At 67.5% G+C, this 24,522-nt stretch carries 12 protein-coding genes; 2 read left to right on the top strand and 10 right to left on the bottom strand.

The window, feature by feature from the left end; all coding sequences use genetic code 11:
* Window positions 1-71 precede the first annotated feature (71 nt).
* From eccCa to MSG_RS11575, 7 genes are all read right to left on the bottom strand, one after another.
* A complete protein-coding gene (gene eccCa, locus MSG_RS11605; protein WP_096439742.1) occupies window positions 72-4,031 on the bottom strand; it encodes a type VII secretion protein EccCa in 3,960 nt (1,319 codons plus the stop codon).
* A complete protein-coding gene (eccB, locus tag MSG_RS11600; protein WP_096439740.1) occupies window positions 4,031-5,611 on the bottom strand; it encodes a type VII secretion protein EccB in 1,581 nt (526 codons plus the stop codon). Before eccB ends, eccCa begins: the two co-directional genes overlap by 1 nt.
* Window positions 5,608-7,449, bottom strand: coding sequence for a type VII secretion AAA-ATPase EccA (eccA, locus tag MSG_RS11595; protein ID WP_096439738.1), 1,842 nt, complete (start codon window positions 7,447-7,449; stop codon window positions 5,608-5,610). Before eccA ends, eccB begins: the two co-directional genes overlap by 4 nt.
* Before the next feature lie 154 nt (window positions 7,450-7,603).
* Entirely contained in the window at window positions 7,604-7,894 is a 291-nt protein-coding gene (locus MSG_RS11590) for a WXG100 family type VII secretion target (protein ID WP_096439736.1), read from the bottom strand.
* A 30-nt stretch (window positions 7,895-7,924) separates the two neighbouring features.
* A complete protein-coding gene (locus MSG_RS11585; RefSeq protein WP_096439734.1) occupies window positions 7,925-8,218 on the bottom strand; it encodes a WXG100 family type VII secretion target in 294 nt (97 codons plus the stop codon).
* Window positions 8,219-8,265: 47 nt separating this feature from the next.
* A complete protein-coding gene (locus tag MSG_RS11580) occupies window positions 8,266-9,858 on the bottom strand; it encodes a PPE family protein (protein ID WP_096439732.1) in 1,593 nt (530 codons plus the stop codon).
* Entirely contained in the window at window positions 9,855-10,163 is a 309-nt protein-coding gene (locus tag MSG_RS11575; RefSeq protein WP_096439730.1) for a PE family protein, read from the bottom strand. The genes MSG_RS11580 and MSG_RS11575 overlap by 4 nt, the downstream gene beginning before the upstream one ends.
* 1,585 nt (window positions 10,164-11,748) lie before the next feature.
* On the opposite strand from MSG_RS11575, the gene MSG_RS11565 reads away from it, so the two are divergent.
* The gene (locus tag MSG_RS11565) at window positions 11,749-13,524 is read left to right on the top strand and encodes an ABC-F family ATP-binding cassette domain-containing protein (protein WP_096439726.1); all 1,776 of its coding nucleotides are present in this window, start codon (window positions 11,749-11,751) and stop codon (window positions 13,522-13,524) included.
* Between the two features lie 110 nt (window positions 13,525-13,634).
* Complete coding sequence (locus MSG_RS11560) at window positions 13,635-13,844, top strand: hypothetical protein (RefSeq protein ID WP_096439724.1); 210 nt, start codon at window positions 13,635-13,637, stop codon at window positions 13,842-13,844.
* A gap of 17 nt (window positions 13,845-13,861) precedes the next feature.
* Here the strand turns inward: MSG_RS11560 and MSG_RS11555 are convergent, their stop codons facing one another.
* The 3 genes from MSG_RS11555 to MSG_RS11545 form a co-directional block, all read right to left on the bottom strand.
* A complete protein-coding gene (locus MSG_RS11555) occupies window positions 13,862-14,932 on the bottom strand; it encodes a type III polyketide synthase (RefSeq protein WP_096439722.1) in 1,071 nt (356 codons plus the stop codon).
* Window positions 14,933-15,076: 144 nt separating this feature from the next.
* The gene (locus tag MSG_RS11550; RefSeq protein ID WP_096439720.1) at window positions 15,077-18,154 is read right to left on the bottom strand and encodes a type I polyketide synthase; all 3,078 of its coding nucleotides are present in this window, start codon (window positions 18,152-18,154) and stop codon (window positions 15,077-15,079) included.
* Window positions 18,154-24,516, bottom strand: coding sequence for a type I polyketide synthase (locus tag MSG_RS11545; RefSeq protein ID WP_096439718.1), 6,363 nt, complete (start codon window positions 24,514-24,516; stop codon window positions 18,154-18,156). Before MSG_RS11545 ends, MSG_RS11550 begins: the two co-directional genes overlap by 1 nt.
* Between the last annotated feature and the right edge of the window lie 6 nt (window positions 24,517-24,522).

Raw genomic sequence — 24,522 nt, 5'->3', positions numbered from 1 at the left:
GGGATGATTCCGGCACCGCACACCCTGGTCCGCAGGAGCGGTGCGATGACCAATACTGCTGCCGGCCAAACTCATAGCCCATCAACGCCAACACTTTCGTCGACTAGCGGGTTGACCAACTGCACGTAAGTCGGGGCGTCGGTGTCGCCGAGCAGGATTCCCCGGCCGGCAGGCAACCGATCGAAGCGCTGACCACGAATCTTGCCGCCGTCGACTGGGTTGCCCGACAACAGCAATGTGGTTGCCTGCAGGTCGCTGAACCGGCGCAGTAACGGGCTGGTCAGCAGGGCGTGGGCGGCTCCAGATGCGCGGGCAGTGACGATGACCCGCAGTCCAAGGTCGCCGGCCTGCGATAGCAGCCCGATCAGCGGGGTCCACGTCCGCTGCCCGATATACGGACCCGTCTGCAGCGGAGCATCCGGTATTTGGTCGACGTCGTCGATGATCAAGTAGTGCGTGTGGCCTTCGAACGACCAGGCGGCCAGCTGGGCCGCCGAGAGCCCTGCCGGAGGTCGCCTCTTCTCGATGAGCGAGGACAGCCCGAGGATCACCGGGATCACCCGGTCGATGTTGGCGGTGTACTCGTTGTCGGGAAACAGCGGCTCGTCGACGAGATGCAACCGGCGGTCCAGCACGGTGAACGCGACCTGGTCCGGCGTGGAGTTGTCTCGAATGGTACGGATGATGTGCCGCAGCAGGGTGGTCTTGCCGGATTTCGTATCGCCCAGGACCAATAGCAACGGGTTCTCGGCGAAATCGAGTTCGACTGCGGCCAAGTCTTCTTCGCGCTGGCCGACCACGATTCGGTCGGCGCCCCGATACAGCGGGCGGACCGCGGCCGGCGCCAGGTTGGTGGGAAGCAACCGCACCGGCGGCGCCGCGACGCCGGGATGGCGTGCATTGATGGCGGCAACCTGGTCCAATTCGGGTGCCGCGAAGAGGAAGTGCTCGGCAGCCGGCGTCAACCCACGCCCCGGTTGGTCGGCGGGCACCGCATCGGCGGGACGATGCAGCGCGCCCGGCAGCCGGACATTGCTGTCACGCGAGTCGTGCAACTTCAGCTCCAGTCGCAGCCCAAGGCCGTCGCGCATGGCCAGCGGCACCTCCAGCCAGCTGGGAGTGGTGATGACCACGTGGATACCGTAGGCAAGTCCGACGTTGACAAGTTCGGTCACCTTGGCCAATAAGGGATTGCGCGTGTTGAATTGATCGGTGTTATCCCGGCTGAAGGCATACAGGTTGTCGATGACCAGGAAGACGCGGCCGAATTCGTCATTGGCGCGTTGGCGGTCCCGAGATAATTCCTGTTGCTGACGCGACCGCAACAGCTGCTCGAGCTCTCCGAAGGTGCGACGGATGCGCTCCGGTTCCAGCGGCGAGGCCACGCTGCCGACGTGCGCCAGCTCCTCCAACGCCCGCAGCTGTCCGCCGCCGTAGTCGAGGACGTAGAAACTCACCTCGCGGGGCGAGTGCAGGCTTGCTGCCGACAAGATAAACGTCTGCAGGGAAGTCGATTTCCCGGACTTTGCCCCACCATGGATCACCAGGTTAGCGGCCGACGACAGTGCATCAAACACCAGCGGGTCGCGGCGCATCTCGAATGGTTTGTCGATTTCGCCCAGCGGCCACTGCCACTCCCCCGGCTGCAACGTCGTGCGGGACAGCAGCGCGCCGAGGGGGATCACGTCGTCGAGCGGTGGCAGCCAGAGTTCCGGTGCGCGCGGGCCAAAGCGCGCGAGCTGATCGCCGATGGTGGTGACCAACTTTCGCGCCGGTACATCCGGTTCTTCGTGGCCGTTGGTCGTGATCACCGTGGTCAGATCCGGCTCCACCCGGCTGGCGGTGAACACCTTCGCTTCGGGACCCGCATGCACCACAAGCGTTTTCGCTTGACGCGGCGGATCGTAGATGCCGTCGACGTAAGTACTGCGGAATTTGATCGGCGTGGCGCCAGGGGCCGGCAACAGGAAGCCCACGCCCTTGTGGTCCTTGCCGGATTCGATGTGGTAGGCGTCGTCCACGCCGATGATCTGGCGTGATACCGAAGGGCTCGCCACCTTCAACCCGATTCGGTAGGAGGTGTTCTTGTCGATGTCCTTGATCTTGCCCACGTCCAGCGTCTGCGACGCGAATAGGATGTGGATGCGGAACGACCGGCCCTTACGTGCGACGTAGTCGAAAAGCTCGGCATACTCCGGGTGGTCGGCCAGCATCAGGGTGAACTCGTCGGCGACCACGAACAGCGTCGGGATCGGCGGGAGATCTGCGGCGCCCGGCGCGCCGGATGCCTGAGCGTTTTCGTACTCGGTAACCGAGTTGAACGCGCTGCCCTGGACGCGGCGACCGGCGTCCCGCAGGATCACTTCCCGGCGTGCTACCTCGCCGCGCAGGGTGTCGGCGAACCGGTCGGCCAGCGACTTCTTCTCGGCCAGGTTCGAGATCACCGCGACGACCTGCGGGAAATTACGGAAGATGTCGGCCCCGGCCTCACCCTTGAAGTCCGCATAGATCACGATCAGCCGGTCAGCGGAGTGAGTCGTCAACAGCGACAACAGAATCGACATCAGGGTCTGCGACTTGCCCGACCCGGTCATACCGATCATCAGGCCGTGCGGCCCCATGCCGCCCTCCGCCTCGTCCTTGAGGTCGAAGATCAGGGGGTCGCCGTTCGCGGTCACGCCGATCGGAACCCGCAACTCATCGTCGCGGTGCCGCGGTGCCCACAGCGTCGGGACATCAAGCCGGGACGCATCCGGTATTCCCAGCAGCGTGCTGAAAGTCGCACCTCGGGAGGCGGACGACTGCAGACCACTGTGGGTGGGATTGGAGTCCCAACGAGACAGTTGACGCGCGACGTGGGCGGCGGCATCGGTGCTCAGGCGGTCGGCGCTGTCGAAATAGCGCTGCCAGTCCCCGTTCTGCCAACGATCGATCACCCCGCCGGCGACGCGCAGGATCGGCCGTTCGGGATCTGCATACTGTTCGCGATGTGGCGGGGCGGTCGATCGGTGCACGATGGTGACTCCGGCCCGGCCCGTCGCCAGGGGCGAACCATCAAGGTCGAAACCCGGATCGTCGACGATGACCACCAAGTGCCGCAACGCGTCAGGCGACGCACTGCCGAATGCCGGGCGGTCGGCCAGCGTCGGTCCAATCAGGGCCTCGAGCTCCTCGGGCCTGGTGGACAGGTAACGGGCCGGGCCGACACCGTCGAACTCGTCCGGCACGTCGACGTGCGGCAACCACTTCAGCCATGACCATTCCGGCGTGTCGAGATCGGGGGTGGCCACTGCGATGCCCAGGACGGTCGGGTCGTGCCACGTCACCGCTTGGGCGATCCAGGAACGCAACGCCGCGCGTACCTCCTCGGGATCACCAAGCACCGTGATCCGTGAAACCCTGGCCAGATCGATGCCGCTCGGCGTGTCGCGAAGCGTGCGCTGAGTATCCAGCAGGCTGCGTAATGCGCTGTGCGACAAAGGTTCCAGGTCAATCTCGTCGGCGGTGTCGTGGACCCTCAGCGTCGTCTCCAGCGCTACCGTCCGCAAGCCGGCGCGCACGACCAGGAAATCAAGGTCTTGCGGGTCGCGTTCCCATTGTCGACGCGACCCGGGTATGACGGCCAGCGCCGCCGGCTCGGGGTGTGACCATTCGGCGGCGGCGCGTTGCGCAGCGGCCTGGGCCCGGACGTTGTCCCGGATCGTCGACAGGTACCGCAAGTAGTCAGCCCGCTCGGCGTCGACTTCTTCGGCGCGCGTCTTGTTGTCGTTCCCGCGGAAGAAGGCCGTGGCCGCCAGCAACAACACGAAAGGGAAGAACAGCGTCTGCGGAGAGATGAGCCGAATGCCGGTGGCCACTAGTGCGATGATCATGCCGACGATCAGGACCACGATGATCACCGGCAGCGCCCGCCGCAGCAGCGACGGCGGAATCACCCGGGGTAATTCCGGCGGCGCTTCGATGCCGATGCTGCCCTTACGGGTGACCGGCACCGGCAGCCGCCGGCGGGCCTCGAAGATCAAACGGCTCATCAGTTTTGCCCTTCGGCTGAAATGCGACCTGGTCGAGAGTCTGGCGCCAGGCCGTCGTGGGCGAGCAACGCGTCGTCCCGCGACAACGTCGGCCCGGGCGCGTATAACGACAGGATGGACCAGGGAATCGGGGTCGGCGGCGGCTTCAGACCAAGAACCTCAGCGGTTTTGGCTGGTCCGGCCCCGCTCCCGGTGGCTTCGTTGTCGATGCCGTAGCGGACGCCGGTGTCGGCGATCCAGAAAAGCGATCCACCGGTCGGTGACACCGAGTTTTGCCCGACGGCTTGGGCGAAGTACCCGGCTCCGGGGGTGATCGCGACGCGCCTGGCGGTGCCCTCGGTACCGGCCGCGACCAGATCCTCGGTGTGCAGGCGTTCCGGAATCGGAAGAGCCGAACCGGATAGCAGCGTCAGCGAATTCGTGCTGGCCCCGGCGGCCTTGCTCCAGTACGCGCAGGTGACCGGGTCATGGACGGCATCGACGAGGCTGACCCGCTGATCGGGATAACGGCCGGCGTCCAGCGCCCGCGAAACCGGTGCCCTGGCAACCTGATCGGCGCTCAGCCGCGGTGGCTGATCGAGGCCGTAGGAGTTCGAGTTCCGCAGCACGGCGGCCAATACTGGGGAGATCGGCTGCAGGCCGTCGGGCAGCACCGCGTAGTAGATCACGCCGCCGGCGGAACCGCCTTGCAGTGCATAGGATTCGACCACCGCGCCTATCGGTGCGGGTGCCGGTAGGCCGTACCGTGGCAGGCTTCCGGCCTCCGCGATGGCCGGCGCGGACAGCGGCGGCGCCTCGGGGATCGCATTGAACAAGCCGACGGCGATCGGCCGCGGTGCGGGTACGTCGGTGCCGAGGCCCAACGCGCCGGTCACCGCATGGTCGGCGAGGTCGACCCGGCTGCGCCGGCCATCCCACAGTAGCCAGGTGCTGTTGGCGCTGCTCACCAGCACCGCGCGCCCGGCGCCCAGCACCGCGGCGCGGCTGCCGGTGCTGTCGGGAACTCCGGCGATCACGGTGACCCCGGCTGCCGGACCACCGGCGGCATCGCACACCGTCCAGTTGGCGTCCCTATCGGCGCTTTGGACCAACCGTTCGGGCGCTCCCGGAATACCGATCAGGTTGCCGCGTGGAAACTTGTCCAGCTCAGTGCTTCTCACCTGCGTGGGGTTGACCGGCCGACCCGCGATAAGCCGGGCCGAGGTCAAGTTCAGCACCGGATGCAGTTCGTCGCCCACCCTTACGTACAAGGCGGCAGTCGCCTGGTCGGCCAGTACCGGATTGTTGGCCGCCGACCCGTTCGGCCGGATCAGCGAGAACACGAAGCAGCCCGCGAGCGCGGTGACCAGGGCCAGCGCGCCAATCAACACCGCACGCGTCTGGGTGCGTAGCGGGTCGACGAGCATCCGGGTGTCGTGCAGAGCGATGCCAGAAGCGATGCGGCGCACGGTGAATCGCCAACCACTGACCTGGTGACGGGTGACGAAGCCGCGCCGGTAGACGACCTTGTCGGGGTTGTCGTTAGACGGGGTACGCGACGCGAACGTGCGCCGTTCTTCGGGTGACTCTGGATAGGTCATGCGGGGGTCCCCAGCCGCAGACCCTCCAACAGCGCCGGCACGGCGTTGGCGACGTCGGTAGCAGTGATCGTGATCAGCTCCTCGTCGGTGAATTCACCTGTTTGTGAATGTTCGGAATGATCCAGCCTGAATTCACGCTCTTCTTCCGACTTTTCGACGACGTTGCGGACGAACCGGCCGTTACCGGCGATGTCCAGACCACGGCGTTCGACCCCGGCCGAATCAGGATTCGTCGTGGTGGCCAGATGGGCGAACAACTTCTGCAGGTCGTCGAGCGCTGACTGTTCGAACACGCCGTCGCGTTTCTTGGCCATGAAATTGGCGATCTCGATCAGCTCGGCCGGTTGATAAGAGGGGAAGTCGATGGTGCGGGTGAACCGCGATCGCAGACCCTGATTCGTGTCCAGGAACCGATCCAAGTCCGCGCGGTAGCCCGCGATGATGACCACCAGCCGATCGCGGTCGTTCTCCATCCGGGCGAGCAACGTGTCGATGGCCACCAGCCCGAAGTCGTTCTTGGCCCCGGTGGCCACCAGCGCATAGGCCTCGTCGAGGAACAACACCCCGTCCAACGCGCTGTCGATGATCGCGTTCGTCTTGGCCTCGGTCTCCCCGATGTGCTGGCCGATCAAATCGGCGCGATGCACCTCGCGGACGTTCTCTTTCTTCAAAAGTCCGAGGCCGCAATAGATTTTCGCGACGACACGGGCGATGGTCGTCTTGCCAGTCCCGGGCGGACCGGTGAAGACGAGGTGGTGGGTGCGCCGCGCCACCTCAAGGCCGCGTGCTTTGCGCACCAATTCCATGGCGACCGCGCTCTTGAGGCGCGCTACCTGGTCTTTGACTTTCTCCAACCCGATGAACTCATCGAGCTCACGCTCAGCGTCGGCCAGCAGCAAGGCTTTACGTTCATGGGCCGCGGGGTCGATGAAATCGCCGGGCTCGGGTTCGGTGGCCGGGTCCCACGGATCGGTGCGGGCGCCGATGCGGTCCTCGGTCGTGGGCACGATCCCGAAACTGGAATCCCCCAACGCCTCTGCGACCTGTGCGTTTTCCGGGTTCGCGGCATAGAGGTCCTGCAGCACCTCGCGGGCGGTGTCCTCGTCACCCTCCGCGCGCAATGCCAGCGCCTTGGCCAGCGCTCCGTCCACCGCGGCCACAGCGACCGCACCGTCGGGTTCCTCCAGGTAAGCCAGCGCCGCGGCAAACATGCCCAGCCTGGCGAGCGCGATCCCCAGGGCTATCCGGACGGCGTGTCTGAACTGCTCGTCGAGACCGGGATCGTTGACGATCGGCGACAACAGCTTGACCACGTCCGACCAGCGCTCCGCGCGGTAGTTGATGGTGGCCGCGATCCAGCGGGCCTCCCGTGATCTCGGTCGCCGCTCCGTGATGTCGCCGACTAGTTTGTACGCCTCGACGAATTTGCCTTCGTCGGCCAGTGCCGCGGCGTAAGCGAGGTGGAAATCGTCGGGTTCGGTCGCACGGAACCGCAGGTACAGACCGCTGTCGTAGTGGAATCCCAAGGTGCCCGGCACCAGCTCGGCGTGGCGCTGCAGCAGCCCCAGCGTCGCCGCGGTGCGCGAAATCGCTTCCAGCACATGGATGGAAGTATCTCCTGCGGCCGCCTGCCCCAACCAGGCGTCACACTGGTCGTGAGCGATGCGGGTAAGCGCGGTAAATCCGGACCGGGCAGCTGCCAGGTCTGCCGGACGCTTACGGTTATGGACATTCAGTCCAAGCGCCCGGGAACATGCCGCAAAGCGGCTCAACACATCATCATCTACCGCGGCCGCCGGTCGCGGAGTTACGACGACGCTGCTGTCAGCGCTTCCCACGCTTCACACTCTCTTTCAGGCATAGTGCTGTTCAAGCCGATGGATTGGGTCACCACGAATTACGCGGAGTACTGACTCCTGCCAGGCTCTAGCGGCGCACCGACCTGCTGGTGTTCGTGTTCGCCGCTGGCAAGCCGTGATTCGCCGACGGGGACTAGCCGCCCCACTTCGCGGCTTCGGCCTGATCGCGAGCCAGCATCGAGGTGGTGTTGTTCTCATGGCTGCTTGCCATTGCCTGGTAGGCCAACACCAGTTGTTCCAGCGCCTGATTCCACTGGCCCTGCCACGCTTGATAACTCAACCCCGTGTCACCCTGCCAGGCCGACGACAAGGCGGCCTGCTCAGCCGAGATATCAGAGCCTAAACTTTGTAAGGTGCCCGCGTACCCCGCCATGTCAGCCGCATGCGCGAGCATCGCCGGGTAGGTATAGAGGATCTGCGACATGATCGTCCTTTCCGTATTGTTTCAGCCGGCTCAGAAGCCGGTGTAGCTGCCGGCACCGGCGGCGTCAGCGGCCACGTAGCTGCCCGCCGCATCGCCGAGGTTGGTCTGCGCGATATCGAGCAAGGTGTTCACCTTTGCCGCTGCCTGTACGAACCGGGCATGCGCGGCCTGAAACGCGGCCGCCGATTCCCCGGCATGAAACGCCTGTGCCCCCAAGGCCTCTTGCTCAGCTTGACCAATGACGGACCGCATCAACCCCGCCTTGGCGTCAAACGCCGACTGCGACGCCACCAGCTGGGGAATATGGGCATCCAACAAACTCATCTCTTAGGTCCTTCCGTGAATTGATTACTGTTGCGGTACAGGCGTACTCAGCTACCCTGCGGGTCCCCCTCGGGCGCCCCGGGCGTCCACGTGGTGGGCAGCATCGGCGCTTGGGGCGCATCACCGAAATCATCTCCGGGCAACGTCGCCAAACCGGCCGCCTGCGCGGCCGTCTCCTTGCTCACCGTCCCGGCAAACCCCAACGGCCCCGACCCTCGATCCGAGGCCGCCGCGGACACCAGCGGTTCCTCCGGGGGCGGTGCGTCCCAGTCCGGCTCGACGTCGACATCCATGAATGCGTCGCCGTGGTCGTGCATTTGGGCACGGCGCCGCTTGCGTGCCCGCCGCTGCGCGGCCGTCGCCGTCGCGATCGCAGCGGACTCGCCCGGCGCCTGCAGCTTTGAGCGGACACTGGCCTTCGTCGTCGCCCCGGATCCGAAGTTGGTCCCGGGACCACCCCCGACAGCGACGACATAGGGGAAGCCGAATCCCGGGAGGCCTGCGGCCGGTGGCCCCGCCGGCGCCGGTGCGGTGGCCGAAACAGTGCCCGGCGCAGGCGCGGTCACGGGCGACGGAGCGGTTACCGGTGCCGGCGCCGTGACAACGGCATGCGGGGCGGGTGCGGCCGGCGCCGGAAGGAGGGCCTCTACAGGCGCCGGTGGGGCGACGGGCAAGAACGCGTTCGGGTCAACAAGGGCGACCACGGCCACCACCGCCACGGCTGCCGCGGCGGCGGGGGTGGCAGATAGCGACGACAGCGGTGTCGAGGCGACCACTGCGGCGATCACTGGATGCGCGACGGCGAACGCGATGGTATTGACCGGAGTGATACCACTGAAGGCCGCTTCCGGGTTGGTCGCCAGCAACTGGAAGAACTGCTCAAAGGTCTGGATGGCTGTGACGGTGTTCCTCACCCAATACATTTCCGTCAGCGGATTGGTGTACGCCGAGTAGGGCAGCCCGTTGAGGGTGCCGGCGTTGGGATCCCAAGTAATACCTCTGGATTGCAGGTATTGCTCGATGAATTTGTCCAGCAGGGTTTCCGAGTACGTGTTCGCGTCGGACTGCGTCGAGGACACGGCAGAGTCTGTTTGCGAATCCGACGTCACAATGGCCGGCGCCTGAGTGGTCTGCGGTGTCGCCGCCACTGCGGCACCGGCGACGGCTTGATAGGTACTCATCGTGGTGGCGGCCTGAACCCACATGCGCGCGTAGTCCGCTTCGTTGACTGCAATCGGAATCGTGTTGATACCGAAAAAATTGGTGGCCACCAATGCGCCATGAACCACATGGTTCGTGGCAAGCTCGGGCAGAGTCGGCATGGCCGCGAGCGCGGCTACATAGGCAGCAGCCACCGTCTCATTCTGGAGGGCCGCGGCGGCGCTATCTGCGCTGGCTTGTTCGAGCCACGCGAGATACGGCGCATGGGCAGCGACGAACGACTCCGCGCTCGGCCCCTGCCAAGCTCCGACCTGGACCTGCCCCAGCATGGCGCTGAGTTCCTCGGCCACCTCCGAATATTCGACGCTCAACGAGTTCCACGCTTCTGCTGACGCCAACAAAGATCCGGGGCCAGGGCCACTGCTCAACAGCGTCGAGTGCACCTCCGGTGGTGCGGCCAACCAAATCGGTGCGGTCATCTCCAGCGGCTCGCGAGGGGATACGTCGCCGCCGCATCACCGGCGGCGTAGCTGACACCCGACTCACCGACGCCGAAGCCCGAGCGGCCGAGCTCCACGGTGCCTTGGCCGGCCGCTGCCGCATGCTGTGCACCGCGCAGGCTGAATCCAACCGCGCTCTCAAGAGAGACTGGATCTGCGGCGGGGGGCAGCACAGCCTCGATCAGCGGAACCGCACCGGCCTGCGCCGCCGCCAGCCTGGCGGTCAACGCCTCGATGCCCGCACTGGCAGCCGCAAGTCCCTCGGGAACGACACGCAATGTCATGACTTCACTCCTCGGGTTACCGACAACAAGTTGGACACAGTGGTGTCAACATGGTGGTGTCAAGAAGTTAATCCATGAACAGTGGCGGCATCTCGCCGAAATTTGACTACGGGCGACCGTCCATGTGGCGCTCAATCGTGTTCCGTGTGGGCGCTGTCGGGGCTCCAAAACTACTAATACTGTGCGGATTCCGACTACCGGGGGCAAGTTTAGGTGCGTCATGAACCGGGTAACCGGATGGATTTGAATCAGTGCGGTCGTAACGACTTCGGATTGTTCGTCGGCACCTAATCACCATCGGCGGTCACCATTAGTTAGATGCCTTTATTAATTGATGTCGGTGCGGTTGGGTGTGGTCGTTCGATCGGACCCGGTGGCCCGACAATCGGTGGCCGCGAGCCATCCCAGCAACGGGATCTGATTGCTGTTCGTGTCGCGGACACACCAGGCATCTGCTATCGCAGTGGACGTCGGCAGACTATTTCGCTCACCATGATTCCTGTTCGGCTCGAGGTTCGAGCCGAACAGGAATGCGCTGGCTGCCCGCATCACCCGGACGGGGATTTGCCATCCGCAGCGTCATCCGGAGGCCGCCATCGCCACGCAGGCGTGGCCCGGCCGGCCCGGTTCAGCGGTGGCGTTCGCCGCGTAGCGGATCGTTGCTACGCATGCGAACAGCCCGGCCGGCGACCGTCTTACTTCCTTGAAATACGCACTGCTACAGCACTTTACGTCTCTTTGCGACGCCACGGGTACGTCGAAAGGCAGCAAAGCGGCAGTGGCGTACGCGGGGTTGGGCAACCCGACAGCCGGCCCTGACCCTAGGTACTGATCCATCGCGCTGGACGAGGGGAATGCTGCGCGATATCCAGATTGAGTGTCCGATGCGGCGCCGAACGGTACGGCCGCCCCGCGTCCGTCGCGGGTAAGCGGTCGTCGCGCCGATCGGCTAACTTGCTGTCATGCAAGCCAAGCCGAGTCGCTGTCGCATCTTCGCCTAGTCGCCTTCCGCCCAGCTACCCCCTCGCGGCAGTCTGTGCCCGAAACTCGGCCTGTGATGGACAACCGGTCTTTTTCCGTTGGTCGTCGTCACGGTCATAGAGGCTGTCGGGTTGACCCTGACAGTCACCGATTTAGGGTCTCGCCGCGCCGAGCGGGCCGTCGTATCGTTCTGCGCGATCAGCTCGACCGTCGGTTTCCTGCCGCCACGCCGGCTGACTAGCACTGAGAGTGCTACTCTGCCAGCCCTTTACGGCACCATCGCAACTTTGATCGCCATTGGGTTCGTTTTCGTCGTGCGGCGCGCGGATCCCGCTTATCGTGACCTCGCTGGCTGCCCAGCGAGCCGACGACGGCAATCGCGGACACCGCGCAGCCTTCTGCAGACTTTCGCCATGGAGTCCGGGGCGTCGTCGCGCCACCGGACGCCGCGGCGGTCAGGGCCGAGGTTCGGATGCGGGCTGGACGTCCAGCACCGCGACGCCGGGCGGTGGTCGGTGGCCGCCAAGGCCGAGGCCGAGGCCGAAACGAAGTCAAGTCGACCGGCCTCATCTGCCTCCGGAACGGCGCCAGTAGGGTCGGCCCGGTGGCACATCTACTGGGGGCCGAAGCGATACACCTGGAATATCCGACTCAGGTGGTGTTCGAGTCGGTCACACTCGGGGTCAACGACGGCTCCCGCATCGGCATCGTCGGACGCAACGGCGACGGCAAGTCCAGCCTGCTGCGGCTGCTGACCGGTCAGCTGCAACCCGACTCGGGCCGGGTCACCCACCGCAGCGGATTGCGGGTCAGCGCGCTCAGGCAGGCCGACAACCTCGACCCCACCCACACGGTCGGCTGGACGCTGGTCGGCGATCAGCCCGAGCACAAGTGGGCCGGCGACGCCCGCATACGCGAGGTGGTCGGCGGCCTGGTCGCCGACATCGACTGGAAAGCAACGATTTCCACACTCAGCGGCGGCCAGCGGCGGCGAGTGCAGCTGGCCCAGCTACTGATCGGCGACTGGGACGTCATCGCCCTGGACGAGCCCACCAACCACCTCGACATCGAGGGCATCACCTGGCTGGCCGAGCACCTGCGGCGCCGCTGGGCGGCCAACACCGGCGGCCTGCTGGTGGTGACCCACGACCGCTGGTTCCTCGACGAGGTCGCCACCGCGACCTGGGAAGTGCACGACGGGATCGTCGAGCCTTTCGAGGGCGGCTACGCCGCGTACGTGCTGCAACGCGTCGAGCGCGACCGGCTGGCCGCCGTCGCCGAGGCAAAACGGCAGAACCTGATGCGCAAGGAGCTGGCCTGGCTGCGCCGCGGCCCGCCGGCCCGCACCTCGAAGCCCAAATTCCGCATCGATGCGGCCAACCAGCTGATCGCCGACGTGCCGCCGCTACGCAACACAGTCGAGCTGGCCAAACTGGCGACGGCGCGGCTCGGCAAGGACGTCATCGACCTGCTCGACGTGTCCGTCTCGTTCGGGGGCCACCCGGTGCTGCGTGACGTCGAATGGCGGATCGGCCCCGGCGAGCGCACCGGCATCGTCGGCGCCAATGGTGCGGGCAAGTCAACGCTGCTGGGCCTGATCGCGGGCACCGTCACACCCGACAGCGGGCGGGTCAAGCGCGGCAAGACCGTCCAACTCGCCGTGCTCGACCAGCAGGGCGACGCTCTGAGCGACGTCGCCGGCGACCGGATCGCCGACGTGCTCGGCGGGTTGCGCGGCGGCTACCAGGTGGAGGGCCGCGAAGTAACCCCGGCCCAGTTGCTGGAGCAGCTCGGTTTCGGTCGCGGCCAGCTCTCCGCGCGCGTCAGCGAACTGTCCGGCGGGCAGCGCCGCCGGTTGCAGCTGATGCTCACGCTGCTCTCCGAACCGAACGTCTTGCTGCTCGACGAGCCCACCAACGACGTGGACACCGACATGCTGACCGCCACCGAGGATCTGCTCGACTCGTGGGCGGGCACGCTGATCGTCGTCTCCCACGACCGGTACCTGCTCGAACGGGTCACCGATCAGCAGTACGCGATCCTCGACGGCCGGCTGCGGCATCTGCCCGGCGGCATCGACGAATACCTGCGGCTGGCCGCGCAGTCCCGGGACGCCGCGGAACCGGCGCCGACGGCGACGCCGCAGTCCGCGGCGATATCCGGCGCACAGCGCCGCGCCGCCGAAAAAGAGCTGGCCTCGGTCGACCGCAAGCTGGCCCAGCTGGCCGATCGCATCGCCGCCAAACACATCGAACTCGCCGAGCACGACCAGTCCGATCACGTGGGCATCACCCGCCTGACCGGCGAGCTGCTCGCCCTCGAAGACGAGGTCGCCGTCGCGGAGGGGCGCTGGCTGGAGTTCTCGGAGATGCTCGAATAATCGGATCGTGCATCCTGGCCCAGTCGAAACGGTGGCCTGCCCCGGTTCGAGCACGACCGCCGCCAAGGGAACCTACCGGTGGATCAGCGAGCTGGCGGGCCGAGGACAAAATGCCCGGTTCCGGCTCGTCAATCTGGGGGTGGGTGGGGATCCTGGCGTTCCACACCGTCAAGCGCCTGCACCGGCGCATCGGGGCGGCGATGGCCACGACCCAGATGACGATGATGCTGGCCCGGCTGGTCGCCCGGACGACGCTAGGGCTGCCCACCAGCGCATCGGCGCCGCCAACCTCGTGGCACCGAGCCCGAAGCCGGGCCTGATGGTCGATGTCGCCGGCTCAGTGCCAGCGAAGTAACACTAACTCGGAGGAGAACCCGGGACCCATCGCGACGATCAGCCCGGGGCTGCCGCTGGACGGCGGTTTGGCGATGGCGTCGCGCAGGATGTGCAGCACGGACGCCGACGAAAGGTTGGCGATCTCGCCCAGCGACCGCCAGGTCAGCTCGAGCGCCTCGGGCGGCAGATCGAGGCCGCTGCCGATCGCCTCGATCACCTTCGGGCCACCCGGATGGCTCACCCACGCTTCGATGTCGTCCCTGGTCAGACCGTGCCCGCCGAGGAACCGGTCGACGTCGCCGGCGAGGTGCCGCTCGATCACCGTGGCCAGCTCCGGGGACAGTACCGGCTGCAGGCCGGCCGAACTCACGTTCCACGCCATGATGTGCAGCGAATCCGGGTAGAGGCGACTGCGGGAATCGACGATGTCAGGCCCACTCGCCCGGACCTGCCGGTCGTGCTCGGCGCGCCGATCGCCGACCGCGACCACCGCGGCCGCCCCGTCGCCGAACATTGCGGTGCCGACCAGCCCCGACACCGTCGGCCTGACCGTGGGAAACGTCAGCGAACAGAGCTCGACCGATACCAGGGCCGCGACGCCGTCGGGCGCGCCGCGCAGGTAGTCGTGCAGCGTGGCGACCCCGGCGGCCCCGGCGGCACAACCCAGGCCGAACAGCGGCACCCGGCGGACGTCCGGGCGCAGGCCCAGCCGCCCGGTGATGCGGGCATCCAGCGACGGCACCGCGACGCCGGTGACGGTCGTGGTCGCGATCATGTCGATGCTTTCGGGCGCCAACCCCGCCTCGTCCAGAGCGCCCAGCAGCGCCTCGCAGCCGAGGTCGACCGCCTTTTCGATGAAAATCTCGTTCGTCTCGCTGAAGTCGGTGAGCGACGAATACCGCTCGAGCGGCAGGGCCAGATGGCGGCTGTTGACCTTGGCGCCGGCGTGCAGACGCCGAACGATTTCCTCGTGCTCCTGCAGCGCCGGCAATTGAACGAATTGATCGGTGATCTCGCTCTGGCTGTACCGGTGTGGTGGCAATGCACCGAATACACCTGCGATGACGCTCATACCTGGCCTCTGCTGAAGAACGATCCCCCGAGTACACGAAAGTTTATGCGGTCGGGTTCAGGCCCGCAAAGATATAGCTATTCAACACGTGTCAGATACGTGCCGGAAGCCGACGTGTCATCGCGCCCACCAGCATGGATTTCGCTATTCGGCATCATCCGCCCTATTGGATTCCAATGCCATAGCGATCAACGCATCGGTGCTCAACGAATCGATGAGGTCATCGGTCGCCTCCGAATCGGCACGCGGTATTTCGGAATCGCCGGCGAGCGCCATGAGTTTGTCGAGTAACCCGGTACGCCGAAGTTCGCGCAGCGGAATTCTTCTCAGCGCGGCCCAAACCCTGTCCTCATCGGGAGCCTCGTGGTCATCGTGCAGCAGTTTGCGACGCAGCGCGGCCGCCAACGCCGAAGGCGTCGGAAAGTCGAAAATCAGCGTGCGCGACAAGGCCAATCCGGTCGCGGTTTTCAGCCGGTTGCGAAGTTCGACGCCGGTGAGTGATTCAAAGCCGATGTCTTGGAAGGCACGCTCGGCATCGATGTCGCGACTGCTTGAATGCCCCAACACGGTCGCCGCGTGCGTGCACACCAGGTCCAGCAGCCGGCGTTGCTGCTCGTCGGGTGCCAGCACTTGCAGCTGCTGCACCAGATCGGCGGCCCGGTTGACCGGGGCGGGCACGTCACCGCCGGCGCCCAGCCAAAACCGCTGCCGGGCAAAGCCGTACGTCGGCAGCTCTATTCGGCGGGCACCGAGACCGTCGAGTACCGACGGCCAAAGAACATGCACGCCTTGGCAAAACAGTTGGCCGACGGCGGCCAGCACCGCGTCGATCTCGGGCCGGTCTTTGGTCAGCGTCGCGATCGCGCCTGCGTGCTCGGCGCGCAGCGACTGCTCCACCGCGGCGGCCAAGCCGGCGGCGGGACCCACTTCGACGAACACGCCCGCTCCGAGCGACTCGGCCGCCCGCACGCCGTCGACGAACCGTACCGGGCGACGGACATGGGCGACCCAATATTGTGCCGACCCGTAGTCGGCGCCGGCCAGTTGCCCGGTCAGGTTGGACACCACGCCAATTCGCGGCTCGGCGGGCTCGATGTCGGCAATCAGCCGACCGAACTCGCCCACCATGGGCTCGACCAAGGCCGAATGGAACGCATGCGACACCGCCAGCCGATGCACCCGGGTCCCACCCTGGGCGAACAAGTCCGCGAGCTCGGCCACCGGAGTCTCGGCGCCCGAAAGCACCACGGAATTCGCGGTATTGACCGCCGCGATTGCCACGCCGTCGCTCTCGCTGTCGCCGAGCAACGCGGCCACCTCGCTCTCGCCGGCGGCAACCGCGATCATCGCCCCGCCGGCCGGCAGCCCGGCCATCAACCGGCCGCGGGCCGCCACGAGCCGCGCGGCATCGTCGAGCGTCAGCACCCCCGCGACGTGGGCCGCGGTGATCTCGCCCACCGAGTGGCCCATCACCAGATCGGGTTGGATGCCCCAGGCTCCCAGCAGGGCCGTCAGCGCGACGCCGATGACGAACAGCGCCGGTTGCGCGAATTCGGTGTTGGCCAGTAGTTCCGGGTCGGCACCCCACATGACGTCGCGCACATCCGAGCGCAACTGCGGGTTGAGCGCGTCGACGACCTCGTCGAACGACGCGGCGAATGCCGGATATCGGTCATACAGCTGCTGCCCCATCCCCGGCCACTGGGAGCCCTGGCCGGGAAACACGAACACCGTCTTGCCGGTCGGCGTCGTCCGGCCCGCCATTGCACCGGGATCGCCGGCGGCCAACCGCGCCAAACCCGTCGTGAGAGCCTGGCGGTCGTCGCCGACCAGAACCGCCCGCTGCTCGAAAACCGAACGCGTGGTGGCCAGCGACCATGCGACGTCGGTGGGGGCGACGTCGCCGCCGGCCGCGAGGTGCGCCGCCAACCGTTCGGCCTGATTTACCAGCGCCTGCTCGGAACGTGCCGAGAGCACCCATGCCACCGTGGCATCCCGTCGGGGCTCGGCCGCTTCCGGCTGCGCCGGCGCTTGCTCGAGGATCACGTGCGCGTTGGTCCCGCCCATGCCGAACGACGACACCCCGGCTCGCCGCACCCGGTTTGCCGGCCACCGCGCCGTCGTGGTGTTAACTTGCAGACCAAGGCTTTTCAGGTCAATGCCGGGAGACGTGCTGTCGTAGTTGAGGCTTGGCGGGATCACGTCGTTTTCGATCGACAGCGCCGTCTTGAGCAGGCCCGCGATTCCGGCGGCGCCCCCGGTGTGGCCGATGTTGGTTTTCACCGAGCCGACGCGCACCGGGTATTGCCGGCGTGCGGCGAAGATCTCGCCCAGCGCCCGCGCTTCGATGGGGTCCCCGACTGGGGTTCCGGTGCCGTGTGCCTCGACATAGTCGATGTCGTCGCTGCCGAGACCGGCGGCGGCGAGCGCCCGGCGGATGACGTCGGCCTCGCCCGAAACCGAGGGCACGGTCTGGCCGGCGGAGCTGTGCCCGGCGTTGCCGACCGCACTCCCCCGGATGACGGCCCGGATCCTGTCGCCGTCCTCGAGGGCGGCGCCCAGTGGTTTCAGCAGCACCAGGCCGGCGCCCTCCGAGCGCACGTAGCCGTCCGCGCGTCGGTCGAAGGCGTAGGTGTGGCCGGACGCCGACGTCGCGCCGAATTCCTGTTCCAGCATTGCGGTCTCGTCGGCCAGGTTGAGGTGGATGCCGCCGGCGATCGCCAGCGCCGACTGGCCCGCGCGCAGGCTTTCGCAGGCGAGGTGGACCGCGACCAGTGACGACGATTGCCCGGAATCGACGATCAGGCTGGCGCCCCGCAACCCGAGGGTGTAGGAGATCCTGTTGGCGATCATGCCGCGGCTGACCCCGCCGAACGAATGATGATCGAGGTGGTCGGCACCCTCGCGGAGGGTCAAGACGGCGTAGTCGTCGGTCGTGGCGCCGAGGAAAATCGAAACCTGTTCGCCGCGTAAGGCTTCGGGGAGCAGGAACGCGTCCTCAAAGACCTCCCAGGCCAATTCGAGTGCCAGCCGCTGACGCGGGTCCATCGCGCGGGTCTCGCGGGGCGACAGGTTGAAGAAGTCTGCGTCGAATTCGGTTCCGTTGCCCGGTAACTCGGTCTCTTCCCGTCCGTCACGCACGAGCCGCCAGAAGGCACGGGGGTTGGCGGCACCGGGCAACCTGCAGGCGAGGCCGATGATGGCGACGTCGGTGCACGGCATCAGGGGCCGAAATCGTCGTCAAGGATGGCGAACAGCTCGCGTTCGGTGGCGGTGGCGATGTCGTCGTCGGCGAGGAACTGGGTTTCGTCGGGCAGCAGCGGTGGCGGCGGGCTTTCCAGCTCGGTCAGGATGACCTGGATGCGCGCAGCCAGGCGGGTCTTGTCGTCCGGCGTCCACTGCGGCCGGTTGACCAATACCTGTAGCTCGCGGGCGATGTCGTTGAAGCGGGTCAGCTGGTCGGGCTCGGCGGCCGGCGCGCCGGTCGTCACCGAGCTCAGCTGTTCGTCGACGTGTTCAGCCAGCGCCGCGGGCGTGGGAAAGTCGAAGATCAGGCTGGGCGAAAGGGTAAGCCCGGTGGCCATTTTCAGGCGATTGCGCAATTCGACCGCGGTCAGCGAGTCGAACCCGAGGTCCTGGAACGGCAGCTGGGCTTCGATATCCGCGCTGGACCGACCCAGCACCGTTGCTGCGTTGGTGCACACCAATTCGACCAGCTGGTGGCGGCGCTGCTCGGGACTCAGTCCCTGCAGCCGGGCCGCCAGGCCCGACGTCGACACCGCGGCGCCGGTGTCGCTGATCAGCCGCCGCCCCGGCCGCGCGACGAGGTCGCGGAGCACGGGCGGCACAGCCCCGGTTGCCCCCAGCCCGGCCGCGTCGATGCGGGCGGCCACCAGCAGCGGGCGGTCGGCCAGCATGGCCTCGTCGAACAATTGCAGCGCATGCGGGGTGGACAGCGACGCGAGTCCGCCGCGGCTCATGCGGGCCTTGTCGCGGTCGTCGAGGTGTTGGGTCATGCCGCTGGCTTGCTCCCACAGGCCCCAGGCCACCGACAACCCCGGCAGGCCGCGTGCGCGGCGGGCCGCGGCCAAGCCGTCGAGGAAGCTGTTGGCCGCCGCGTAATTGGCCTGGCCCGGCGAGCCCACGATGCCGGCCATCGACGAAAACAGCACGAAGGCCGACAAATCCAGATCCCGCGTCAACTCGTGCAGGTTCCACGCGCCGTCGACCTTGGCCCGCAACACCGTATCCACCCGCTGCGGCGTCAACGACGCGATCAACCCGTCATCGAGCACACCGGCGGCATGAAACACGCCCTTGAGCGGATACTGCGCGGGCAGCTCGGCGATCAGCTCGGCCACCGCGTCCCGGTCGGCCACGTCACAGGCGAGCACCGACACCTCGACCCCCGCCCCCTTCAGCCGGTCCACCACGTCGGCCACACCCGCACCGTCGGCGCCGCGGCGGCTGACCAACACCACATGGGCAACGCCATAGCGGGCGACAAGATGTTCGGCCAGAGCCGAACCCGCCATACCAGTACCCCCGGTGATCAGCACGCTGCCACCGGCCAAACTTCCGCCCGAACCCACAAGCTCCGCGTTGCCGGGACCGTCCGGCACGGTCAGGATCACCTTGCCGGTGTGACGGGCCTGGCTGACGAAACGATACGCCGCCGACGCCGACCGCACATCAAAAGCCTTGACCGGCAACGGCGTCAACACACCCGCATCGAACAACCCCAGCAACTCCGACAACATCGACGCGATGCGGTCAGGGCCCGCCTCCATCAGGTCGAACGCCCGATACCGCACGCCGGGAAGCATCGACGCGGGATCACGCAGGTCGGTCTTACCCATCTCGATGAACCGCCCGCCACCAACCAACAGCCGCAACGACGCATCCAGAAAATCCCCGGCCAGCGAGTTGAGCACCACGTCCACCCCCGCACCGCCGGTGGTCACCAAAAACTTCCGCTCAAACTCCGTGGTCCGCGTATCACCGATATGATCGTCATCAAAACCCATCGCGCGCAACGTGTCCCACTTACCACGACTCGCGGTGGCAAACACCTCGGCACCCCAATACCGAGCCAACTGCACCGCCGCCATCCCGACACCGCCGGTGGCAGCATGCACCAACACCCGCTCCCCGGCCCTCACACCGGCCAACACCGACAACCCATACAACGCCGTCAAAAACACCACCGGCACCCCAGCCGCCTGCGCCAGCGACCAGCCCGCCGGCACCGCAGTCACCAACCGGGCATCCACCACCGCCTCAGAACCCACCACACCCAGCAAACCCAACACCGCGTCGCCCACAGCCAGCCCGGTCACGCCGGAACCCACCTCGAGCACAACGCCCGCGCCCTCGGCCCCGAGTTCGCCGCCACCGGGATACATCCCCAACGCCACCAACACATCCCGGAAATTCACCCCGACCGCCCCCACGGCGACCCGGACCTGCCCGGGCGCCAGCTCGGCCGGCGCTGCCGGAACGACCACAACGTCTTCCAGGGTGCCGCCGGCGCCAGCGGCCAACCGCCAGCCGCCGCCCGGCAATTCCAACACCGCTGCGGCCCCCACCGCGCCCAGCCGGGCAGCGTGCGCGACGCCGGACCGGACCACCACTTGCGGCTCACCACAGGCAATCACGTCGGTGACGTCGACCGTGCCGTCGGTGTCGACCAGCATCACCCGGCCCGGCTGCTCAGCCTGCGCCGAACGCACCAACCCCCACACCGCCGCGCCCGCCAGATCCGTGACCTCCTCACCGGCCAACCCCACCGCGCCGCGCGTCAGCACCACCAACGTCCGCGGCTCATCACCGGAAAGCCACGACTGCAACTCCACCAACGCCGCATGGCTAGCCGCATACACCGATGCCACCGTGTCCCCGGGACTCGGCTCCCACACCACCAGATCCCCAGCACCAATAGCCTTGGACCCCAGAGATATCGGCGACCAGATCACCTCCAACAACCCACCACCGGCGCCACCGGAAGCGGCCGCCACCGCGGCCGAGAGCGCCCCGGCCGAAATCGGGCGCACCACCAATTCGCGCACCGATAGCACCGGCAACCCCGTAGCGTCGGCTAGGTCCACCGACACCGCGCCGCTGTCAGCGGGTGCGATGCGGACCCGGACCCGCGACGCGCCCGCCGCGTGCAGACAGACGCCCTGCCACGAGAACGGCAGCATCGTCTCGGCCTGGTCACCGACCACACCCATCGCGTGCAGCGCGGCATCGAGCACGACGGGATGAATCCCGAAGCCGCCCAACGTCACACCCTCAGCGGCGGTCACGTCGGCGAAGACCTCCTCACCGCGCCGCCAAATGTTCCGAACGCCGCGGAACGCGGGCCCGTAGTCGTACCCCCGCGCTGCCAGCACCTCGTACACGTCACCGGCTTCGACCCCGGTGGCTCCTGCTGGCGGCCACACCGACAGGTCCGCGGCCAATTCGGGCTCCGCGGCGCTCAAGGCGCCCTGCGCGTGCAGCACCCAGGGCGAATCCGCGGCCGCACCGCGCGAATACACCCAGACTGCGCGCGAATCCGACGCGCCCGCGGCATCGACGACGACCTGCACTCGGGCGGCGGCGCCCGTCGGCAACACCAGCGGCGCCAACAGCGTCAGCTCGTCCACCACCGTGCAGCCGACCTCGTCACCGGCCCGCAACGCCAGCTCCACAAACCCGGCGCCGGGAAACAGCACCACCCCGTCGACGACGTGGTCCGCCAGCCACGGTGCGCCGCCGACGGACAGCGAGCCCGTCAACACCACCCCACCGGAATCCGGCCGCTCGACCACCGCCCCCAGCAACGGGTGCGTGGCACGGGTCAGGCCGACCCCGCTGACGTTTCCGGAACCGACCGCGCCGAGCGGCAGCCAGAACCGCTGGTGGGTAAAGCCGTAGGTGGGCAGATCGACCCGGCGGCCGTCCCCTATCACCGCGCGCCAATCCACCGCAACGCCGATGGTGAACAGGTGTCCGAGCGCTGCCAGAGCCGACTCCGCTTCCGGGCGATCCTTGGCCAACGCGGCGACCGAGGTCGCCTGCCCAGTGGTCAACGACTGCTCGACGGCGGCAGTCAGGCCGCGGCCCGGCCCGACCTCCACGAAGACCTTCGCGCCCAAAGACTCGGCGGCCTGCACCCCGTCGGCGAAACGGACGGTTCGGCGCACGTGGTCGACCCAATACTGCGGCGACCCGTATCCTGGGCCAGCCAGATGACCAGTCAGGTTGGACACCAACGGGATTCGCGGCGCCGATACCGTGATTCCGGCGAGCAGCCGGGTGAACGCGTCAAGCACCGGCTCCATGAGTGAGGAATGGAACGCGTGCGATACGGCCAGCCGGTGGACGCGCCGCCCCTGCTGTGCCAACCCGTCGGCGACGGCGGTGACCGCGGCATCGGCACCCGAAATCACCACGGCGTCGGGACCGTTGACCGCCGCGAGATTCACCTGCTCGCTCAGCAGCGGCGACACGTCGGCTTCGCCCGCCGCGACCGCGATCATCGCGCCGCCCGCCGGCAGCGCCACCATCAGCCGGCCACGCCCGGCGACCACCGTGGCCGCGTCCGACAGCGACAACACGCCGGCGACGTAGGCCGCGGTGATCTCGCCGACGGAATGCCCGGTCACCACGTCGGGCGTCACGCCCCAGTCCCGCAGCAGCGCCGCCAGCGCCACCTCGACGGCAAACAGTGCGGGCTGGGCGAATTCGGTGCTTTCCAGGAGCGCGGCGTCGTCGCCCCACATCACCTGGCGCAGCGGCAAGCGCAGCTGCGCATCCAGCGCCGCGGCCACCTCATCGAACGCGCGCGCGAATTCCGGGTAACGGTCGTAGAGTTCGTGGCCCATCCCCAGCCACTGCGCCCCCTGCCCGGGAAAGACGAACACTGTCTTGCCCGCCGAACGGACCCGCCCGGCCGCTACGCCCGCGCCCGGCTCACCGCTCGCGAGTTGGGTCAGTCCCCGAAGCAGCCGGTCTCGGTCGGCGCCGACCAACACGGCGCGATGGTCGAACACCGCGCGTGTGGTCACCAGGGACCACGCCACGTCGACGGCGCCGAGGTCCGCATCCCCGGACACGTGCGCGAGCAAACGGTTGGCCTGGTTCGCCAGCGCCGGTTCCGAGCGCGCCGACAGCACCCACGCGGTCGCACCCGTACCGGGCTGCACCGCAACGCTTTCGGGTTCCGGTGCCTGTTCAATGATCACGTGGGCGTTGGTGCCGCTGATCCCGAACGACGACACGCCCGCCCGGCGCGGTCCGTCGCCGTCCGGCCACGCACGCGATTCGGTCAACACCGAGACCGCGCCCGCTGTCCAATCCACGTGCGGTGACGGCACATCCACGTGCAACGTCTTCGGCAGCACGCCGTGGCGGATGGCCTGCACCATCTTGATGACACCGGCCACTCCGGCCGCCGCCGACGTATGGCCGATGTTCGATTTGATCGAACCCAGCCACAGCGGGCGATCGGCCGGGCGGTCCTGGCCGTAGGTCGCCAACAACGCCTGCGCCTCAATGGGATCCCCGAGCACGGTGCCCGTGCCATGTCCCTCGACAACGTCCACGTCCGCCGCCGTCAGTCCTGCGCCGGCCAGCGCCGTGCGGATAACCCGCTGCTGCGCAGGCCCGTTCGGAGCGGTCAATCCGTTGGAGGCACCGTCCTGGTTGACGGCGGTGCCACGCACCAGTGCCAGGACCGGATGACCCGCTCGCCGCGCGTCGGCCAACCGCTCCACCACCAGGACGCCGGCGCCTTCCGACCACGCGGTGCCGTCGGCGGCCCCCGCGTACACCTTGCACCGGCCATCGGGGGCCAGCGCCCGCTGCCGGCTGAATTCGACGAACGCTGCAGGCGTGGCCATCACGGTGACTCCGCCGACCAGGGCCAGGTCGCATTCGCCGGACCGCAACGACTGCGCGGCCAGGTGCAGCGCCACCAGCGACGACGAGCACGCCGTGTCCACCGACACCGCCGGTCCCTCCAGGCCCAGCACGTAGGACACCCGGCCCGAGGCCACGCTCAACGTCGAGCCGGTGAGCCCGTAGCCCTCCAGCTCGCCTTCCACCTGACCGCCATAGCCGGCATGAATCACCCCGGCAAACACACCGGTCGCCGAACCCCGCAATCCGAGTGGGTCGATCCCGGTGCGCTCCAACGCCTCCCAGGACAGCTCCAGCATCAACCGTTGCTGGGGATCCATCGCCAGTGCCTCGCTGGGCCCGACGCCGAAGAACCCGGCGTCGAAGTCACCCGCCTCGGCGAGGAACGACCCCTGGCGCACGTACATCTTTCCCGGTGCGTCCGGGTCGGGATCGTACAGCCCCGCGATGTCCCAGCCGCGGTCGGCGGGAAAATCCGATATGGCATCGCGGCCGTCGATCACCATGTCCCACAACGCGTCCGGCGAATCGGCCCCGCCCGGGTACCGGCATGCCATGCCCACGACCGCGACGGGGTCGGACAGCTTGCTCTCCAGCTCGGCGACACGCCGCTTTGTTCGCCGCAAGTCCGCGGTGAGCCGCTTCAGGTAGTCAAGGTGTTTGTCGGCGTCCGACACTGATGC

The sequence above is a fragment of the Mycobacterium shigaense genome (assembly GCF_002356315.1).
Classification (GTDB): domain Bacteria; phylum Actinomycetota; class Actinomycetes; order Mycobacteriales; family Mycobacteriaceae; genus Mycobacterium; species Mycobacterium shigaense.
This window is presented reverse-complemented; position numbering and strand designations above follow the sequence as displayed.